Raw genomic sequence first — 19,392 nt, 5'->3', positions numbered from 1 at the left:
CTAATGACCAGACCCACCCTGCCCCCACGCTTTCCTGCAACGCCGGACCAGATCAACGCGCAGGTCCGCGCCTTTTACGCCCGCGTGCGCGAGGACACGGTACTGGGACCTGTCTTCAACAAACATGTCCACAACTGGCCCGCCCATGAGGAAAAGATCGCCGCCTTCTGGCGCAACGCGATTTTGTTCGAACGCAGCTATGACGGCAATCCGCAGCGGGTTCATATCGAACGTCCCGACGTAAAGCCCGAGTTCTTCGCCCATTGGCTGGATCTGTTCGAAGAGGTCGCGACGCAGACGCTGCCCCCTGAAACCGCAACACCTTGGGTCGCGCTGGCGCGCCGCATTGGTGTGGGAATGAAGGCCGGTGTTCAATCCGCACGTCAACCCAAGGATGCACCCCCGATCCTACGGTGATCCCGCGTCATAGCGGCCATGCAATGTTAGCGGTAAATTAAGGGCTATGCGCGCCACCAAAATGGGTTTACTCAAAGGCAAGCCACCCGCAACATACGCGGTGTGATGGCACAGTCACAACACCGAGACATCGCCCGAGGCCACAACGATGAGCACTCAGAACTCCACCCTTCGGGGACTTGGCTATGCGTTTTTGGGCTTTGCGGTCTTTGCGAGCCATGACGCGCTGATCAAGGCGCTTGGCGGCGTCTACTCGGTGATGCAGATCATCTTTTTTGCCACGCTGTTTTCCTTTGTGCCCATGGCCGTCACGATTCTGACCGACCGGACAACCGGGAACTTCCTGCCCCGCCACCCATGGCTGGTGCTGCTGCGGTCGGGCTTGATGGTCACCGCAATGTCCTGCGCGTTTTACTCCTTTTCAGTATTGCCGCTGGCCGAGGTCTATTCGCTGCTGTTCTCCTTCCCGCTGATTGTCACGGTCCTGTCGATCCCCATTCTCGGCGAGGTGGTCCGCGCCCAGCGCTGGGCCGCAGTCGGTGTTGGTCTGATCGGAGTCTTGATTGTTCTTCGTCCGGGGGCCACCGACATTACCCTAGGCCATCTGGCTGCGTTGATGGCGGCGTTCTGCAGCGCTTTCGCCTCGGTTCTGGTGCGCAAGATCGGGAATGAGGAACGCTCAGCCGTGCTGATCCTGTACCCCATGCTGTTGGCCATCGCGGTGATGAGCCTTGCGCAGCCTGCCGTGTATCAACCACCATCCCTGCTGCATCTTGCGATGATGGCGCTGGTCGGTGTGTTCTCGGTCATCGCCCAGCATCTGATCATTCTGGCCTATCGTGCGGCACCCGCCGGGGTTATTGCCCCCAGTCAATATAGCCAGATCATCTGGGCCACGATTTTCGGCATGGCTTTCTTTGGCGAACGCCCGGACGTCTGGGTTGCAGTCGGTGCAAGCGTCATTATCGCATCCGGCGTCTACGTGGTGTGGCGCGAAAGCAGAACCAACACGACCTCAGCCAACACGCCCGTCCTGCGGGTGCGGTCACCTCGGTCGGATACCGGGGCGTCACGGCCAGGGGAGTAAACGTCAAACTAAAAAACGGCGCACTATTCCGCGCGCCGTTTTCAACCGCATTACGCGGGTTGTTTCGTATTAGAGTCTTAGTAAACGACGACCGACCGAATGCTTTCGCCTTTATGCATCAGGTCGAAGCCGTGATTGATATCGTCCAGACCCATTGTGTGAGTGATCATCGGGTCGATCTCGATCTTGCCGTCCATGTACCAGTCGACGATCTTGGGCACATCGGTCCGACCCCGCGCGCCGCCAAAGGCGGTGCCGCGCCACGAGCGGCCGGTGACCAGCTGGAATGGGCGGGTCGAGATTTCGGCCCCCGCAGGTGCCACGCCGATGATGATCGATTCACCCCAGCCTTTGTGCGCCGCTTCCAGAGCCGTGCGCATAACGCCGACATTACCGGTGGCGTCAAATGTGTAATCCGCGCCGCCTTTGGTCAGGTTCACCAGATAGGGCACCAGATCACCTTCAACTTCGGATGGGTTGACGAAATCGGTCATGCCGAACCTGGTCGCCATCTCGACTTTTGACGGGTTCAGGTCGACGCCGACGATCTGGTCCGCTCCGGCCAGACGTAGGCCCTGAATGACATTTAGGCCAATGCCGCCCAGACCGAACACGATGGCGCGACTGCCGATCTCAACCTTGGCAGTGTTGATGACCGCACCGATGCCGGTGGTGACCCCACAGCCGATGTAGCAAATCTTGTCGAAAGGCGCGTCCTCACGCACTTTGGCTAGCGCGATCTCGGGCAGAACCGTGTGGTTGGCAAAGGTCGAGCAGCCCATGTAGTGCAGGATCGGGTCACCATCCAAAGTCGTAAACCGCGAGGTTCCGTCGGGCATCAGGCCCCGGCCTTGGGTTTCGCGGATCGCCTGACAGAGGTTGGTCTTGGGGTGCAGACAGTATTCGCACTCACGACATTCAGGGGTGTAGAGCGGGATCACGTGATCGCCCGGTTTCAGACTGGTGACGCCTGGACCGACGTCGACAACCACACCCGCGCCCTCGTGGCCCAGAATGGCCGGGAACAGGCCTTCGGGGTCAGCACCCGACCGGGTGAATTCGTCGGTGTGGCAAAGGCCGGTGGCTTTGATCTCGACAAGAACCTCGCCCGCCTTGGGGCCTTCGAGGTTCACATCCATCACTTCCAAAGGTTTGCCCGCCTGAATGGCGACGGCGGCACGGGTGCGCATGATCGTTGTCTCCCTGTCTTATTTGCCCCGACCCTGCGTCAATTGCAGGGTGTTTTCAACTGCGCTTTGGTGGCAGGTTGGCTAAATGTTTGATATTGCAGTAACGACATTGTCAGAAGGAGAAACGCCAATGCACCGATTTATTCCCGCGCTGGTCTTGCTGGCAGGCTGTGCTGAAACGACTGCACCCGTGGAAACACCCGCCTCAACGGACGCGCCGGTTGATCTGGCCTTTTGCCTGGGCGGCGATTTTGCCGATTCCATCGGCCAACCGGTTTCGACCATCCAAGCCCAGTTGCCCGAACGGTCGCGTGTTCTGGGTCCTGATGACATTGCCACACAGGATTATCGCATCGACCGGCTGAATGTTTTCGTGAACGGAGCCGGAATCATTCAACGCCTGACCTGCGGGTAAGCGTGGACTCGAGGCATGATTCTACGGTAAGAACAAAATGGGAACATTTTGATGTCTGCCAATGCCAAAACGCCGAATACTCTCACTGTGGTTCCCCCGTCTGGGGGCTGAACGGCTGATCCGTGCCGCGCGGGGGCTGCATGTCGGCCCTTTGGCGGTGGTTGCGGAACAGTCGAACATGCAGGTGATCACCTCATTGAACGCGGAAGCGCAGGCCGCAGGTCTGCGTGTGGACCAGCCCGTGCGTGATGCCCATGCCATGTGCGCGGCCCTGATCACGCGACACCGCAACGCCCCGGCCGAGGCCGCGTTTCTGACCGCGCTGCGCCGCTGGGCCGGCAAGTTCAGCCCATGGGTGGCTGAAGAGATCCCCGATGGTCTGATCGTCGACCTGTCGGGCTGCACGCATCTGTTCGGCGGGGAGGAGGCGCTGCTGAGCGTCATTGAAACCGATTGCGCCGATATGGGGCTAAGCGTTCAGATGGGTATCGCCGACACGCTGGGCGCAGCCTGGGCGCTGGCGCGTTATGCGGGGCAAGAGGCCACGTCTGACCGCAACGGCGACGCCATCAGCCAAGAGGCACGCGCCACCCGCGCGCGCGCAGGGAAACGGCGGCACTGGACCAAGGGCGGGGCCGCGCCGCAAGTGATGGCGCTGGGCGGTGGCGCGCGGATCGCAGCACCAGGGCAATCTTATGGCGCGCTCAGCCCCCTGCCGATTGCGGCGCTGCGGCTGGAGGATCAGGTAGTCGCGCAACTAAACCGGCTGGGCCTGCGCCGGATCGGCGATCTGCTGGGCCAACCCCGGGCTTCTCTCGCCCGACGGTTCGGGCGCGGGCTGGTGATGAGACTGGACCAAGCGATGGGCAGCGCGCCCGAACCGGTATCCCCCGCGCGTCCGCCGCATCACTTTGCGGTGCGGATGACCCTGCCCAACCCGATCGGGTTGATCGAGGACGTGATGGCCGCCATCGACCGGGTGTTGCCCACGCTGTGCACGAAGCTGGAAGAGAAGGCGCGTGGCGTCCGCACCCTGCGGCTCGAGGCGCATCGCGCCGATCAGGCGGCCGAGATCATCGAGGTTGGTTTGGCTCGGCCCACTTATGACAAATACCGCATTCGCCCTTTGTTAGAGATGAAAATCGATAAGATCGACGCAGGCTATGGCATCGACATGCTGCGGCTTGAGGCGATCCAGACCGAACCCATCCACGCCCGCACAGTGGCCGGTCACGCCGAGGCGCGCCGTGTGGCCCGCGCGCGGCTGGAGGGCAATACAGCCGTAGATGATCTGATCGGCAAACTGGGCGCGCGGGTCGGGCTGGAGGTGATCACACGCCGCCATCCGGCCGCGTCGCATATCCCCGAAAAAACAGCACAGACTTTGGCGGCAGCATGGTCTGACCCTGCGCGCGACTGGCCCGCCCCACCGCGCCCGCGCCCCTTGCAGATGTGGCAGCCCGAGCCGGTGATGGCCGCTGAAGCCCCGGATGTTCCAGCCGCCTTTCGCTGGCGCGGGCGCGACTGGCAGTTGGCACAGGCCACCGGCCCGGAACGGATCGCGCCGGAATGGTGGCTGGATGACCCCAACTGGCGCAGCGGCGTGCGGGACTACTGGGTGGTGGTCACCGAACAGGGTGAGCGACTGTGGCTGTTTTACGGCCATGGCGGCACGATGTCGGCAGGCTGGTTTTGTCAGGGACAGTTTGGGTAGACGACCTGATTAGAGTCTATTTTCCACGATAAATCAGCCAATCCGGCAAATAATCCAGCAGCCGGATCAACCAAGAAAACGGTGCCGGGAAGTCGGTACGGAACCGTCGGCGCGACATCGCCCTGATCACCCGATCCGCCGCGTCCTCGGGCGTCATCAGCATCGGCATCTTGAACGTGTTCTTTTCGGTCAGGCGGGTCTTAATGAAACCTGGATTGACGATCCGAACAGTTACCCCCGTGCCTGCCAGATCAAATCGCATCGTTTCAGCCAATGAGACAAGCGCCGCCTTGCTGGCCGCGTATCCGACAGCAGCCGGAAGCCCGCGATAGCCAGACAAAGACCCGATCAGGGTAATGTCGCCCTGTCCGGCCCGTAGAAACCCTGGCACCGTCTCACCCAACACACGAAGCGCGCCAAGGTAGTTCACGTCTGTCATGGACAGAACAGCTTCGGTATCCCAATCGGCCGATTTCATAGGCTCGTAGGCACCGGCATTGTAGACCAGCCCATCCACCACGCCGACATCTGCAACGGCCCGGCGCACAGCCGCCAGGTCGGTCACATCAAACGGCACCGCCCGCGCGTTCGGAAGGGTTTTGCAAATCTCGGCCAATCGCGCCGCATTGCGCGCCGAGAGGATCAGTTTTGCCCCCTGTCGGCTTAGCGCCTCGGCCAAAGATCGGCCCAGCCCCTCACTGGCGCCAACGATCCAATAGGTTTTTCCGTCAAAACTGCTCATGCTTGGGCCATCCGGACTGTCGGGTACATATGGCCCGGACATTGGTTTCGTGTTGTTTCAGACATTTTAAGGATTTTACGGATCGGCAACAAAGCTGGATCACGTTAACGCTCAAAAAACCGGGCAAGACATCACGATGTAACGCACGTTCAAAAAAAGTCCAACGTGATTGATCCGTACACGCATCTGATGCGTAATCCTTTTAAATTGCCGAACTAAGGGGATCACATGTTCGACGAACCAAGGGGCGCACGCAAGAAAATCGCAATTGTAGGTGCAGGAATATCAGGCCTATCCGCAGCTTACTATCTATCCGAAGACAATGATGTAACGGTCTATGAGGCCGAGCCAAGACTGGGCGGCCATGCCCGAACGGTCATGGCTGGTAAAAACGGTGATCAACCGGTCGACACCGGTTTTATCGTGTTCAACTATTCCACCTACCCCAACCTGACCAAACTGTTCGACGAGCTGAACGTCCCGGTCACCAAAAGCGAGATGAGCTTTGGCGCTACGATCGACAATGGTCGCCTTGAATACGGATTGAACAATCTGCGCACTCTGACAGCGCAAAAACGCAACCTGATGCGTCCGGCCTATTACAAGATGATTTCGGACATTCTGCGCTTTGGCAAAGAAGCCCCGGAAGCTGCCAAGAACAATGACACTACGATTGGCGAACTGATCGACGAACTACGTTTGGGCCACTGGTTCCGCCACAACTATCTGATGCCCATGTGCGGGGCGATCTGGTCTACCCCCGTCGAATTCATTGACCGCTTTCCCGCACGTTCGCTGGTGCAGTTCTTCCAAAATCATGCCTTGCTGGCCGGTGATCGATCAAAGCAGCATCAGTGGTGGACGGTCAAAGGCGGCAGCATTGAATATGTCCGCCGGATCGAGGCTGCATTGCGCGCCCGCGGTTGCGAAATCCGCGTCGCCTCCCCCGTGCAGCATGTTCAGAGGGATGAACTGGGCGTGACCGTACTCAGCGAAGGCCAGGCTGACCTTTATGATGAGATCATCCTTGCCACCCATTCCGACCAGTCGCTGGCCATTCTGGGCGACAACGCCACACCCGAAGAAATTGCTGCCCTTAGCGCGATCAAGTACCAGCCCAACAAGGCCGTCTTGCATTGCGATCCCGGTCAGATGCCCAAAAGACGGGCCTGCTGGTCCAGCTGGACCTATCGTTCACAGGCCGGAAATGTCGGCGTTACCTACTGGATGAACCGGTTACAGAACATTCCGGACAGTGATCCGATGTTTGTAACGCTCAATGTTGCGGCGGATATTCCCGCAGACAAAATCTATGACGAAGTCGAATTCGCCCATCCGGTTTTCGATCAAGCCGCACTGAAGGCCCAGGGGCAAATTCGCGACATGCAGGGACTGAACAAAACGTGGTTTGCCGGTGCATATAACCGGCATGGTTTTCACGAAGACGGGATTGCCAGCGCGATGCATGTTGTCGCGCACTTGAAAGGCACCCCGCAAACCATCGGAGCTGACAATGGCATTGCCAAAAATGACCCGGTCATCCCTGTCGCGGCCGAATAGCTCGGTCTGGTGCGTTGCTCTGCTGTCGCTGACCTTGCTGGCCCCAGTCGGGCTGGCGGCGTCAACCGTGTCGAACGAATTGCCGAACGCCGAACTGCGCGGGTCCGCCACGTTCCGTTACCTTGGCCTGCCGATCTATGACGCAAAGCTGTTCACGCCAGGCGGTGCCCCGTTCAGTTGGAGCGATGATTTCGGATTGCAGCTGACCTACCGCAAAAACCTCAAGCAGAAGGCTCTGGTCGAATCCACGCTGGATGAGATGACACGGCAAGGAAACAGCGGGCTGACACAAGCCCAGCTTGAACAGTGCTTTCAGGCTGTCAGCAAAGGCGACAGCTATCTGGCCATCTCGGAAGGGCCGAACAAGGTTGGTTTCTGGCGGAACGGGCGCAAAACCTGCACCCTGTCCGGGCCAGGCGTCAAAAAGACATTCATGTCGATCTTTCTGGGAGACAATACCAGATCCGCAAGCTTTACGCGGCAATTGAAGGGACAGTGATGCTGTATCCCCGGGTCAGCCTCTATGCGCTGATGCTCGCAGCGGCGGGTATTCCCCTCTATATCCACCTGCCGCGTTTTGCCTCCGTGAACCTTGGAATTAGCCTTGGGGTGATTGGAACGGTGCTGCTGTTGATCCGGCTTGTGGATCTTGTGCAAGACCCGCTGATAGGCTGGGCCATCGATCGATGGCCGAATGGTCAGTTGCTATTCGCCGCTATGGCCGCCGTTGGGCTGGCGGTTGGCTTTCCGCTGCTCTTTGCCTTGCCACAGGGCGCAAGCGTGACATCGTTGATTCTGATCCTGATCCTGCTGTTCTCGGCCTACAGCCTCGGGACCATCCTGCTTTACGGGCGCAGCGCAACCCTGGCCAAAACACCAGGCGCAAAAGAGTTAATGACACTGGCAGCCTTCCGTGAAGGTGGACAATTGGCGGGGGTTGTCATTGCCGCGAGCGCGCCTGCACTGTTCGTCGCTTTAGGGGCGAGCGCACAGGGATACCCCGCCTTTGGGCTGTTTCTGGGCGTCCTGTCGATCGTAACTATCGCGCTGACATTCCCAATGTGGCGACGCACGCCTATTACTGGCGAGGGCCTGTCTTTTGCAGGGCTGGGCCGGGCTGGAGCATTGCGACTATTGGCGCTGGCGCTGGTCAACAGCTTGCCGGTCGCCATTACCTCAACCCTGTTTCTGTTCTTCGTCGAAGACAGGCTGCAATTGCCGGGCAAGGCGGGTCCCTTGTTGATCCTGTTTTTCCTCAGCGCCGGCGCCAGCGTGCCGCTTTGGGCCAAGCTCAGCAATCGCATTGGTCCGAAACAGACCCTAATCATTGCTATGCCGCTGTCTATTGCCAGCTTCATAGGTGCTGCGATGTTGCCGGCGGGTGAGCTTTTGGGCTTTGCTCTGATCTGCCTTGCCTCGGGTGCGGCACTTGGGGCCGATATGGTGGTCCTGCCGGCCATGTTCTCGGTCGTTTTGACCCGCGCCGGCCTGAACGCCTCAGCCGCGTTCGGCATCTGGTCCTTTGCGGGCAAGCTGGGCCTCGCGCTTGCCGCCTTCTTTACATTGCCCCTGCTGGAACGCAGCGGCTTTTCACCTGGCCAATCGAATTCCGCCCAAGCCCTGGAAACACTCAATCTGGCTTATGCGGTACTACCCTGCATCCTGAAACTTGGCGCGTTTGGCATGGTCCTGACGTTGCCCACGGAGGTCTCAGCCAAATGAAAACGCTTGTTGTTTTACTGTTCGCCACTCTCGCTTTGTTTATTGCCAAGAACCGGTTCCTGAGCTTCCGGTCACAAACACCGGCCGACTACACCGGCACTGGGCCTGCATTCAAAATGAAAGAGGTTCTGAACGGAGAGATCCTGTCCGAAGGGCTGATCTATGGTCCGAACGGCAAGATGTCGAACAGCTTTGTCGCCCGTATGGTTGGGAACTGGGATGGCAACACCGGCACGTTGTCCGAGCATTTCACCTATTCCAATGGCAAACAGATGACACGTAAATGGTATCTGACGCTGGGCACCGGCAATACGTTCATCGCCACGGCGGATGACATCGTCGGTGAAGGTCATGGAACAATTTCAGGATCAACTGTCAAACTTACCTACCGCATTATTCTTCCCGAGGATGCCGGTGGGCACACTTTGGACGTCACCGACTGGATGTACCTGACCGAAAACGGTGTAATCATGAACCGGTCCGAGATGCGCAAGTTCGGCATCAAGGTCGCAGAGCTGATTGCCACGATGCGCCCCGCGCCCGAGGTTAAATCCGCACATGTCCCCAGTTCAAACGGCTATGATGCGGACGCAGAACAAAGGCCGCTGCAATGATCTCGCGTCGGGTCCTTGTTGCGGGCCTGGCAGTCGCCGGACTGGCCGTTCTGACTGCCTGTTCAGCTAAACCGCGCGTTCCCAAGACCTTTCTGTCTGATCGGCAGTTGAACCTTGAAGAGTTTTTTGAGGGCAAGACCGTCGCCTATGGCCAGTTTCAGGATGTTCTGGGCAACGTTCCGCGCCGCTTTACGGTGGATATCGACGGAACGTGGGATGGTGAAATCCTGACCCTGGTTGAGGATTTCGTCTATGATGACGGCGCCACCGAGCAGCGTGTCTGGACGTTGACTAAGACGGGCGAGGACACCTGGACCGGCACGGCGCCCGGCGTTTTGGGAACCGCCACCGGGGTCGAGCGCGGCGATACATTCAATTGGACATACAAGATCGACCTGCCGGTCAAAGAGGGCACCATGCGGGTCAACTTTGACGACTGGATGTGGCTGCTGGACGATGACCGTCTGCTGAACCGAGCCTATGTCTCGCGTTATGGCGTCCGGCTGGGCGAGGTCATCCTGTTCTTTGAGAAGAAATAAGCTAGCAAAAGAAAAGGGCAGGCTCGAAGACCTGCCCTTAAACTTTGTAGTTTAGCTCAACTTAGAAGTTGAACTGAGCACCGAAGTCAGCGCGGATGCGCCCGTCTTCGTCACCCGTTTTGATTTCGCCGATACCACCACGCAGCGATGCACCGCCGCCCAGGTCGTAGATGGCGCCAATACCGATATTGCGGGTATCGTTGTCAGCCGAACCGTCACCGTAAGCAAACTGCAGGGTGGTTGCGGCGCCGAGATTGTATGCCAGCGACAGACCGTATGCGGTACCGTTCTCGGCATCATCAACAACGTCATCGTCCGCAACAAACAGAGTACCCGAGAAGTCACCGAATTCTGCACCCAGGGTCAGAACGGTCAGCGACTGCTTTTCGCTCGCGCTGTTCACGTTCGCCTTGGTCTGACCATAGGCCAGTGCAGCGGTGATGTTGTTGAAGGTGTAAGTTGCACTGACGTCCCAGCGGTCTGCGTCCTGCGCAACACCGTCAAAAGCAATCGTTGCCTGGTCATATGACGCGCCGAATGCGAAATCGCCAACTGCGTACTGGAAGAACACAGCATTCGCGCCTGAACCGGTCGAGGTGTACTCCAGGAAGCTGTAGTTCACGCCCGAATACTGACCCAGAAACTCTTCCAGGCCCGGTTCGTTACCGAAGTAGTTTGCCAGGTTGTCAAAGGAACCTGCAACGTTGCCAGCGTCAACACGCAGACCACCGTAGATGACCGAGAAGCGTGCGCCGTTCAGGCCCGCGCTGTTCTGTTCGCCGTTGCCGGAATCGTCATCAGCCTGCAGACGCACACGTGCCTGGAACTCAACGCCGCCATCGGTTTCTGCGGTGCCGTCGATGTTCAGGCGGAAACGCGAGACCAGGATGGTGTTGTCGGTGTCGACGTTCGCGGTGCCATCAGCAACGATGTCGCCGTTTGCGTCCGTGGTAAAGTTGTTAACAGTGCCGGTGCGATCTTCTTGGTAGCCAATACCAAAACGACCGTAGCCGCTGAATTTAACGTCGGCCGCTGCAACGCTTGCAGTTGCAATCAGAGCCGTCGATGCAATGAGAAGATTTTTCATGGTAAACCCACAAGTTTTGAGAGGAGTGCAGCCGCTATAGCGACTGCTGGCCTACTCGGACAAATTCCGAGCGTGCGCAATGGTTTCGCTGCATTTCATTCTGGGCAAGGTTGGTATTTGTTGCATCTTTGCAAATGCAGAATACCGCACGAAACCCAATTTCCTGAGTATTTACGTATGTTTCGCGATCAGCAGTGTTTCGTTACAAAAAGTTGATCAAAGAAATGCGACGATGCCCCTTTAAATGCCAAAAAACGTACATGTATGCAATTGAGACTTCCCGGGGTCTGACCCCACCTTCCGAAAATGGGCAGATTCGGGCAAAATCCCGCTCAAAACGGGTTCTGTGATGGGTAAATCGGATGATGAAACCCACCAATCAATTGCTGGTGTAGAAGAAAGACAGCTTGCGGCTGACCCCACCTGGCGGCAGCGGAAAGGGCGAAGCCGCCTGCACTTGCGCCCTTGCGGCCCGGTCAACATCGGACGACCCTGAACTGTCGATGACATCGACCCAGGCCAGCGTGCCATCGGGATTGATTTCGAAAAACACCTTGGCAAATCCCCGGGCAGCAACAAATACGGGGGGCGCGCGGTTCAGGTGGACCAACACCTCACCCGCATAATTGGTGGTGTCTGAATTTCCGGGGCCACGCCCGCCCGAACGGCTGCCACTGCTGCCAGACGTGAAGGCATCCAGCCCTTCGCGCCTGTAGGCGTAAAGGGGCGATTCAACCACCTCTGACGGGAACTGCAACTCGCTGAAGTCCCGCGCGCCATTCAGCACGCCCCGCCGTTCCGGCGTCGGTTGGCGTTCAGGGCGCTGCGGCCGGATCGAAGACGTCACGGCCAGTTCCGTCACGTCTTCATTTGCTTCCTGGTCGGTTGGATCAACCGGATCATCCGGCTCAATCGCCTCGGTCTCCAACGGGACAACGGGAATCGCGGCCTTGGGCGACGGGGTGACCGGCAGCGCCGCCAGCTCTTGCGGTTGGGGCGATACGGGCTGGACTTCGGTCGCGACCTCTGGCTCGACCGCGACTGCCTCGGGGATTCCTTCGGGCACATCGGTTGCTGTTTCCGCCTCGACCGGCGGGGTTTCATTGACATCTTCGCTGGCGGCGGCATCGCCGTCGGATGTGTTTTCGGTTTCTGCCACATCAGGCTCAACCGGTTCCGTGGCAGTCGGCTGAACCACTTCGGCTTCGCCGATATCAGGCGCGTAAACCTCCTGCGGGTTTTCAGACGCCACAAGCGCCTCACTGACCGGGATTTCCGGTTCCTCAGGCAGCCTTTCAACCGGTGGCTCTGGTGCCTCGGCCGGTTCAGGTTCAATCGGTTCGGCGACAACCTCGGCAAGATCCTCGAATGTCGTGCTTAGCTCAATTGATTCAGGCGCTTGGCCGCCTGGCGCGTCTTCTGCAAGCCGCTGCCCGGTCACGCTTAACCCCATCAGGTGCAAAAACAGCGACACCAGAATGGCCACCACCGCAATCATAACCGACCGGCGGATCATTCCAGCGCCTTCTCGGTCACAACAAAGACGGATGACGCGCCCAGACGGCGTAAAGCGCCAGTCACCTCGATCAGACGTGGGCCCGGTGCGTTTCGGTCGGGGACGATGCGCACGGCTTCGTCCCCTTGGCCACGCATATGCGTTTCGGGATCTGTTGGCGTTCCACGATAGCTCAGCGTGCCGTCGGCGTGCAGGATCAGCGCATCAGGTGGCTCGCGCCCTTCAAGGTCTGCGGTGTTCACGAGCTCAAGATCCGGATCCAACGACGGGGCCAGCGTGCCGGTGAGCAGGAAAAAGATTAGCATCAGGAAAACGACGTTTATCAGCGCAATCGTCGAGTCGCGTCTGCGTTTGGGGCGCCTGTACTTGATCATTCCAGCACCAGAACGCTTAACCCGTCACGCCCGCGCAGCCGGACCAATACGTCGATGACACGCTGCGCCGTTGTATCCGGGTCCAAACTGACCAGAACCTGCCCGGCCTCCAATTGCGTTTCCAGATCATTGAGAGAGACCGTTTGCCCGTTCATCACCAGCCGCTCCGACCCCAACTGCAGGAACAACCGCTCGGTCGGTGTCGTCGAAGTCGTACTGCCGCCCACTGCATTGCTCAGCTCGATCTCGCCATATTTGGCAAAGGTCGAGGTCAACATGAAGAACAGCAACAGCAGGAAAATCACGTCGATGAGCGGAGTCATCGACATGGGACGCCGTACGAAGGGTGCGGTGTTACGCATGTCCGGGGGCGGTCGCCACAGCCCGCACATCGTCGGCCTGCGAAACGGCCTGCCCCGGCACCAGAATTGTGCGCAGCGCCTTGTCCGCAAAGACCCGTTCGCGTGCCGTGCGACTTTCGAACCAGGACAACAGCATCGAGGTCGGCATCGCCACGGCAAGCCCCACAGCCGTTGTCAGCAGGGCAACCCAGATACCTCCGGCAAGCAGGGATGGGTCGACAGACGATCCAGCGGATTGCAGGCTGCGAAACGCCTCAATCATCCCCAGGACCGTGCCAAACAGACCCAGCAGCGGCGCAAGCTGCGCCACGGTGTCCATCAGTCGGAAGCCGCGTTCAAGCCCGGCAAGCGCCAGACCGGCCTCGGCATCCAGCCGTTGGTCCAGACCCGGCGTATCTGAGGCATTCATCGCAACCCGTACCAGGGGGGCAAGGTAACTGCGGCTTTTGTCCAGGCGGGCGTGGGCGGTTTGCGGATCGCCTGCATCCCAGGCCGCCAACGCCTCGGACAACACCCGGTGACGCCCGACCCCGGATGCAGCAAATTGCCAGAGTTTGTAAAGCGTGACCGCAACGGTCACCACCGACATCGCGATCAGGATCGCAACAACAGGCCCGCCCAGATCAAGGATTTCGCGCAATGCATCAAAGGGGCTCATCCAATCAACTCCACATCTGTTCGGCTTTGCAGTTTCAGCCCGTCTTCACATATCGAACTGTCCGCCCCCGCCACCTTGCATGCGTTGGTACCGTTGATCAGGGCTTTTCCGACCGAGCTGCAGGCCATGCCCGGCAAATCGAATTGGCGCACACGTGGTCGTTCCGTAGGTAAGTCACGGAAGTTGAATAGAGAAAGTCTGACAACGCTACCTGAGGCATCAAAGATCACTGTCTCAAAACTGGCTTCGTCAATGGCTGTCCCAGTTTGGTTTTCCACGACAAAGGTCAGTCGGCAGGCGTTTTCGACATCCTGAACCGTATTCAGCTCAATTTGCAGACCTTCCGACGCGGCCACCTCGGACTGCGCTATCGCAACTGCAGGCAATGCAGATACACAAAATGCAGCAAGTGCCGGACGGAGAAAGAACATTGGCGCGCTCCCGATTGTTCAAGGCAGACATCAAGGGCCGGCGACGCTCCGCTGGCGTTCTGCTACACATAGTCAATGCAAGGGGTTGGCGAAAGGGGGACCTTTGGGTTTGTGAATAGGGATCACGTCAGCGTTCCTGCGCGGTTGCAAGCGCGGAGGTGATCAGCCACTCAAGGGCGTTTGATTTCATACCGTGTTCGGCTGAAATCACGATGCTTCGGCTTTCAAAATCTGTGTATAAACAGGCTAGTCTTCCTGGTTCATCGGGTAGATCGAACAGCCGATCTTTCCGAGTTCCCATTCGTGCATCTTTCCGCCAATTTCGCCAATGCTTAGCTGACTGCGAATATGCGAAGTTTGCCAAGTGATCCATGGTCGACGAGGCTAGGAAGACTGCACCTCTCACAGCCTTATGCCGCTACTTTGATTGCATTTTCTACAGCAAGGGAAACTGACTATGGCAATGAAACGGAAGAGCAAGTCTCGCGCTGATGCATTGGTGGTCCCACTGATCAGTGGGTTGACTCGTAAACAGGCCGCATTGGACTTGGCTGTAACTTCACCAAAAAAGCTATTGATTTGTTACGATAAAAATTCGGAAATCTTTGATGCAAGTTATTGATAGTTTGAAATTCGCCCCAATCTGCCGGGGTCGCCAAATCGCCCATTCAGAGAATCTGGTCATAGCACCTTGAAAGAGTCATAAAGGCGCAATTAATAGTGACCCGCTGGCGCGGTGTTGGTTTACCTCAGGCCGAAATCGCCAAACCGTCGAAAACGCGGGGCCTCAACCCCACGCTTCCGACAATATCGCGCGGAATTCCTGCGCGATCCACTCTGCGGACGAGCGGCGGCGAACAGACTCCATTATATCCAAGGCATACTTCCACGATGCGGACCCGAAATCGTCGTTTACTTCGAAAAGGAAACGCTCAATTTCGTCCAACTCACTGCTGGGTACGTAGTACGGGTAATCATCGCCCAGATAAAACTGGTTGTCGCCAACGTTGCGCTCGCAAAGAATCACGGCACCACACTTTGCGGCGACGAAACCCTTTGTGAACGGCTTGAAACCATCGATTTTGCGAACATTGCGAACAGCAAAATGGGTGTTGTAGTTGGCCAATTTGGTCAGCCAACTGTCTTCCAGTTTGTTCGTCGTTATCAGGTTGTAATCAACGAGGTGCCTGAGGGTTTCGCTGCCAACCGTATTTACCAGCTCGCCGAAATACCCAATCCTCAATTTATCTTCCGGTGCTGCAGCGACATCAATTCTGGGATCTGCATGGTGTGTCAACAGGTAGCTGGGCGTCGAAGGAGAGGTGCCTCTAACGTTCTCAAGACCCTTAAGCGACGCCGCGATGATCATATCATAATGCGACGCTCTTTCAGGCGATACCACAGCATCTACAGGGTCAGCTGCAATCGCCACGTTTCGCATTCTAAGATCATGTATCTGGTTTTCACTGATCCGGTCCATAAGGCGCTTTCCAACCACGACAAAACTATCCTCCACTGAGGCAAGGTTGGTCGTGCATGAAACGTCAGCCGTATCCTGCAACTGTTCTTTCAGCAGCGACGCCAATTGATTGGATCGCATAAATGTAGACCCAAATGAGCGGCTTTCTTCATCAAACAGAAATACCACCTTTTGCCGCTTCTTCGGTTTTGTCAATTTCCTTTGAACGCATGGTTGGTGCGGCAACTTGGAAAGAAGTACATTGTCGCGAGAGTCTCCCAGAGAATTGGGGAGGGCAAGCGGCTTCGGCCCTTTTTTGTGTACCAAGTGATAAAAACTGATCTGGTCGCGGCAAGACTGCGTGGATACTTCCTGCCACCAAGCTTCCATCAAGTCTTTGATTTCGGGGCTATGGTGCTTGCGCCAGATAAAGGAACACTCGTAGAGGCCGGCGTGACGCGGAAAACCCTCCTTTTCATACTTTGCCATTTGGCGGCTGACGGTTTCTGGGTCATCTTTGTTCGCCAGAATGATCGCTTCGGCCTCATCAACGATATCATCCCGGTTTGGATGCCTCCACATGACAAAGTCATGCGCCTGCAGCCACTTGGCCACAAATGAATCAAGGCGCCCCTTAAAGAGCGTGTTCGCATCCACAAACAAAGAGTATTCCCGGTTTGGAAAAACCTTATGTGGCATTAGCTTGAAATACTTAGCCGCAAGGTTGGAGCTTGTGTGCGAGGGCTCTCTGCGTTCTATTTTCCATCCAGGCGCGGAGATGTCTTGGTCGGTAAAACAGACAAACTCAACACCGTGGTGCTCCATGCACACGGGCGGCAGATGATCATAGTTCCCAAACAAAGACGTATAGATGACCAGACCATCAGGGATTTTAGGAGTCACGACGAAGTTCTGAGGACGAACTACCGGACCATTCTGGGACTTTCTTCTAGCAGCGGCCAAAAAGCTTGGAAGCATCGAATAATCAACGCTTTGGCCTGCAGCTTCAATCTCTCGGCGCAGTTTGGAAAACTTGTCCAACGAGCCACTGAAGCCAACGCGCCGCTCGGTCAAAATTGCATCCAATGCCGCGGAGTATGCAGTAGATATTTTTAGCCGACCCTCAGCCCGAACAAACGCGTGCCGGTTATGAATGACGTGAGTTTCAAGCGCAGGAAGTTCGCCATTCAAGCTGCGTTTGGGGTCGCGTTTTGCGCTACTGTTCCGAAAACGCTGACGTGTTTTTTCGCTTAACGGCAAACGGCTTCTGGCCAGCCTCTTGAGAACGCTATAATGAAGCCGGTCTTTCATCAGTTTAGATGGGCGTGATCGTGCCAAAGCGATTTCTTCACGAAGTTCGTGGCTTCCATTGGCTATGTGCGCCATTACGTCCCAAGCTGATTCCAGATCCTCGCTGAATTCGCTGTTTAAAGCTTTGACTTTCTTAACAAATTCCGCCCTGAGTTCATTGATTACCCGAGAGCTTGCGGCGTTTCGACTTTCCAGCTTTCTTAATTTCGCGCTCCATGAAAGATCGCTGCTCTGGGCGTAAAACAGCGCATAGATTGTATCACGGCCGACTTCCGTAGACGCTAACTGCCTGAATTCTGAAATTTCCGGTGTCGCATCGCCGCCAAAAAAAAGTACTCCGAGACCGTTTTGGAACGGAAAGTTGATCGTCGTGTATCGATTCTCAAGCTCCGCCCAATACTCAATTACCCCGAAGTCTTCGCGGCGAACTTCTGTGTCGTGAAACAAGACGATTGCATTCTGAGACAGCTTTGGAATCCAGCTTTCAAAATCCTCTTTGACATCCGAATAACGATGTCGGCCGTCGACATGCAAAAGGTCGACTGATCTATCCGGAATATCATCAAGCGCTTCAGCAAAGGTCTTCCGGAGCAGCATGCTAAAGTTGGAGTATTTTGCGTTCTCCGTTTCAACCGCTTCAAAGACTTCATCACCGTAAAATCCTGCATGTTCGTCACCCTGCCAAGTGTCTACCGCAAAGCAGCGTGACTGCAGGTCATTTTCCTTCACAGCCTGGCAGAACGAAAAATAGGAAAACCCATAATGCGAGCCGAGTTCGACAATCGTCGACGGGCGCATTGCCTTGACCAACCAAGAGGCGAAGTGCCCGTGGCGGAGCCAGGCTGTCGTTGGAACATACGAAGGCATTGATGCTGCTTGACCTAGAAATTTCATAAGATTTCTACTGACTTTCGCTTTTTTCGAGACAATTTACGACGCCTCGTTATTCTAGCTGTGCAGCAAAAACAACTATGTCATCCGAAATTCCACAGCTTGTCCTTGGTGGATACAGGTATTGCCTTGTTTGCGAAATCCAACCGCGTGCGTTCAGCGGGGCCCAATGCGGGGGATCCCAAGCTTACGTTGCGATTGGATTTTCTAGGTGGATTTCTGCCAAGCATATAAATTGACTAATAAAATGGGGCGGGTGATTAGGACGCTCCATCCGGTCTCTATTTTCCACAACGGCTTTGCGAGCCAGTCGCAACTGAACTTCCTCGTCACAAAATGTCTAACATTCATCCCGTGGGAAACTTGCCTGGCCAGATCGACGGGCGACCCGGACCAACAGCATGACGGGAATCCGCCTGCAAGTTCGCGTTCTGAAAAATCAGAAACGGGCAGCCCGTTTTTGATCCGAACGGAAATTCAACACGGGTGCGTTGGTTTCCGCGGCCTATCAATTGATGCGCCATAGGTGCCGGTGGGAAACGCAAAGGACGGTGGCGAACCGATCAGAATCGAAGCAGGCCCGTGAAACCCGAGCCTGTGCAGAACAAGCTTGGCTTAAATCACTTGATGCCGTTCATCGGACCGGTAATTGGGGCTCGACGGTGGCCTGTGGCCTCCGTTCGAAGGCGACAACGCCGTCATAGCTGGCAATGTAGTCTACCGATCGGGTGAATTCAGTCTGCGGAAGCGCACCTCGCGTATGGATTGCGTTTATTTCATCGAGTTATGATTTGACGAATTCCATAAAACTGCCTTTCGCGCCCAAGCCGCCTTGATACTCGGGCCAATAGCATGTGTGTGTCTTCTACGATGTAACAACCATTCTTACTCAGCCGATGATAAAGCAGCTCAAACGACGCGATTATGTGCGGCATCATGTGGCCCCCATCGTCGAGAACTAAGTCAATTTCACGTTACTTGGTCAGGAACTCTTCGATAAGTTCGGGATCGTCCTGACTGCCGATGAAAATTTCGAAGTCCGTATCTTCATGCTCCGCTTTGCATCAGCTGACAACGGCTAAGCCAGTTTCCGGCGGCTATCAACAAGCTGGATTGAAGTATTGGACTGTGTATTCGAGAATGGAATCCGTTGACCGGGCATCGCCATCAGTTTCCCTCTCTGATCGTCTCGGGGTTGAATGCTCCGAACGCAAAGTCCCGTATCCAACACAAGTCGGGAAACGAATCAGCCATGAGATTGCGTTTCTGACAATTGGTGGCAACTCGGCCATTGCAGACCCAC

18 protein-coding genes are annotated in these 19,392 nt (G+C 56.7%); 9 read left to right on the top strand and 9 right to left on the bottom strand.

All coding sequences use genetic code 11. From position 1 onward, the window contains the following. The first annotated feature begins 3 nt into the window (after nt 1-3). Both QMP16_RS09800 and QMP16_RS09795 read left to right on the top strand, forming a co-directional pair. Nucleotides 4-417 (top strand): group III truncated hemoglobin, encoded by a 414-nt coding sequence (locus QMP16_RS09800; RefSeq protein ID WP_282152220.1) that lies wholly within the window; start codon nt 4-6, stop codon nt 415-417. A 148-nt stretch (nt 418-565) separates the two neighbouring features. Continuing rightward, on the top strand, nt 566-1,504 hold the full coding sequence (locus QMP16_RS09795) for a DMT family transporter (RefSeq protein ID WP_109313686.1): 939 nt from the start codon (nt 566-568) through the stop codon (nt 1,502-1,504). Between the two features lie 77 nt (nt 1,505-1,581). Here the strand turns inward: QMP16_RS09795 and QMP16_RS09790 are convergent, their stop codons facing one another. After that, nucleotides 1,582-2,694, bottom strand: a complete 1,113-nt coding sequence (locus QMP16_RS09790) for an S-(hydroxymethyl)glutathione dehydrogenase/class III alcohol dehydrogenase (RefSeq protein WP_058272862.1) — start codon at nt 2,692-2,694, stop codon at nt 1,582-1,584. A gap of 130 nt (nt 2,695-2,824) precedes the next feature. Here QMP16_RS09790 and QMP16_RS09785 point away from each other — a divergent pair, with 130 nt between their 5' ends. Both QMP16_RS09785 and QMP16_RS09780 read left to right on the top strand, forming a co-directional pair. Next, the gene (locus tag QMP16_RS09785) at nt 2,825-3,109 is read left to right on the top strand and encodes an I78 family peptidase inhibitor (RefSeq protein WP_282152219.1); all 285 of its coding nucleotides are present in this window, start codon (nt 2,825-2,827) and stop codon (nt 3,107-3,109) included. Between the two features lie 61 nt (nt 3,110-3,170). Further along, nucleotides 3,171-4,823: a DUF6504 family protein gene (locus QMP16_RS09780; RefSeq protein ID WP_282152218.1), complete on the top strand. Its 1,653-nt coding sequence runs from the start codon at nt 3,171-3,173 to the stop codon at nt 4,821-4,823. 16 nt (nt 4,824-4,839) lie between these two features. Here the strand turns inward: QMP16_RS09780 and QMP16_RS09775 are convergent, their stop codons facing one another. Further along, nucleotides 4,840-5,565 (bottom strand): SDR family NAD(P)-dependent oxidoreductase, encoded by a 726-nt coding sequence (locus QMP16_RS09775; RefSeq protein WP_282152217.1) that lies wholly within the window; start codon nt 5,563-5,565, stop codon nt 4,840-4,842. Nucleotides 5,566-5,793: 228 nt separating this feature from the next. On the opposite strand from QMP16_RS09775, the gene QMP16_RS09770 reads away from it, so the two are divergent. Genes QMP16_RS09770 through QMP16_RS09750 form a run of 5 tightly spaced genes read left to right on the top strand, consistent with a single transcriptional unit; the run spans nt 5,794 to nt 10,000 of the window. Next, a complete protein-coding gene (locus QMP16_RS09770) occupies nt 5,794-7,125 on the top strand; it encodes an NAD(P)/FAD-dependent oxidoreductase (protein WP_282152216.1) in 1,332 nt (443 codons plus the stop codon). Continuing rightward, on the top strand, nt 7,079-7,624 hold the full coding sequence (locus QMP16_RS09765; protein WP_282152215.1) for a hypothetical protein: 546 nt from the start codon (nt 7,079-7,081) through the stop codon (nt 7,622-7,624). The genes QMP16_RS09770 and QMP16_RS09765 overlap by 47 nt, the downstream gene beginning before the upstream one ends. Further along, on the top strand, nt 7,624-8,847 hold the full coding sequence (locus QMP16_RS09760) for an MFS transporter (protein WP_282152214.1): 1,224 nt from the start codon (nt 7,624-7,626) through the stop codon (nt 8,845-8,847). The genes QMP16_RS09765 and QMP16_RS09760 overlap by 1 nt, the downstream gene beginning before the upstream one ends. After that, the gene (locus tag QMP16_RS09755) at nt 8,844-9,461 is read left to right on the top strand and encodes a DUF3833 domain-containing protein (RefSeq protein ID WP_058279120.1); all 618 of its coding nucleotides are present in this window, start codon (nt 8,844-8,846) and stop codon (nt 9,459-9,461) included. The genes QMP16_RS09760 and QMP16_RS09755 overlap by 4 nt, the downstream gene beginning before the upstream one ends. Then, nucleotides 9,458-10,000 (top strand): DUF3833 family protein, encoded by a 543-nt coding sequence (locus tag QMP16_RS09750; protein WP_282152213.1) that lies wholly within the window; start codon nt 9,458-9,460, stop codon nt 9,998-10,000. The genes QMP16_RS09755 and QMP16_RS09750 overlap by 4 nt, the downstream gene beginning before the upstream one ends. A 61-nt stretch (nt 10,001-10,061) precedes the next feature. Here the strand turns inward: QMP16_RS09750 and QMP16_RS09745 are convergent, their stop codons facing one another. The 7 genes from QMP16_RS09745 to QMP16_RS09715 all read right to left on the bottom strand — a co-directional run bounded on the left by QMP16_RS09745 (nt 10,062) and on the right by QMP16_RS09715 (nt 18,092). Continuing rightward, nucleotides 10,062-11,087, bottom strand: coding sequence for a porin (locus QMP16_RS09745; protein ID WP_113791010.1), 1,026 nt, complete (start codon nt 11,085-11,087; stop codon nt 10,062-10,064). Nucleotides 11,088-11,466: 379 nt separating this feature from the next. Next, entirely contained in the window at nt 11,467-12,603 is a 1,137-nt protein-coding gene (locus QMP16_RS09740; protein WP_282152212.1) for an energy transducer TonB family protein, read from the bottom strand. Next, the gene (locus tag QMP16_RS09735; protein WP_282152211.1) at nt 12,600-12,977 is read right to left on the bottom strand and encodes an ExbD/TolR family protein; all 378 of its coding nucleotides are present in this window, start codon (nt 12,975-12,977) and stop codon (nt 12,600-12,602) included. Before QMP16_RS09735 ends, QMP16_RS09740 begins: the two co-directional genes overlap by 4 nt. Beyond that, entirely contained in the window at nt 12,974-13,306 is a 333-nt protein-coding gene (locus QMP16_RS09730; protein ID WP_348774590.1) for an ExbD/TolR family protein, read from the bottom strand. The genes QMP16_RS09735 and QMP16_RS09730 overlap by 4 nt, the downstream gene beginning before the upstream one ends. A gap of 25 nt (nt 13,307-13,331) precedes the next feature. Next, nucleotides 13,332-13,997, bottom strand: a complete 666-nt coding sequence (locus QMP16_RS09725) for a MotA/TolQ/ExbB proton channel family protein (protein WP_282152210.1) — start codon at nt 13,995-13,997, stop codon at nt 13,332-13,334. Next, on the bottom strand, nt 13,994-14,428 hold the full coding sequence (locus QMP16_RS09720) for a hypothetical protein (RefSeq protein WP_282152209.1): 435 nt from the start codon (nt 14,426-14,428) through the stop codon (nt 13,994-13,996). The genes QMP16_RS09725 and QMP16_RS09720 overlap by 4 nt, the downstream gene beginning before the upstream one ends. A gap of 787 nt (nt 14,429-15,215) precedes the next feature. Beyond that, a complete protein-coding gene (locus QMP16_RS09715; RefSeq protein WP_282152208.1) occupies nt 15,216-18,092 on the bottom strand; it encodes a class I SAM-dependent methyltransferase in 2,877 nt (958 codons plus the stop codon). Nucleotides 18,093-19,392 lie beyond the last annotated feature (1,300 nt).

Source organism: Ruegeria atlantica (assembly GCF_947495585.1).
Classification (GTDB): Bacteria; Pseudomonadota; Alphaproteobacteria; order Rhodobacterales; family Rhodobacteraceae; genus Ruegeria; species Ruegeria atlantica_G.
Note: the sequence above shows the minus strand (reverse complement) of the source record. Positions and strands in the feature narration are given on the sequence as shown.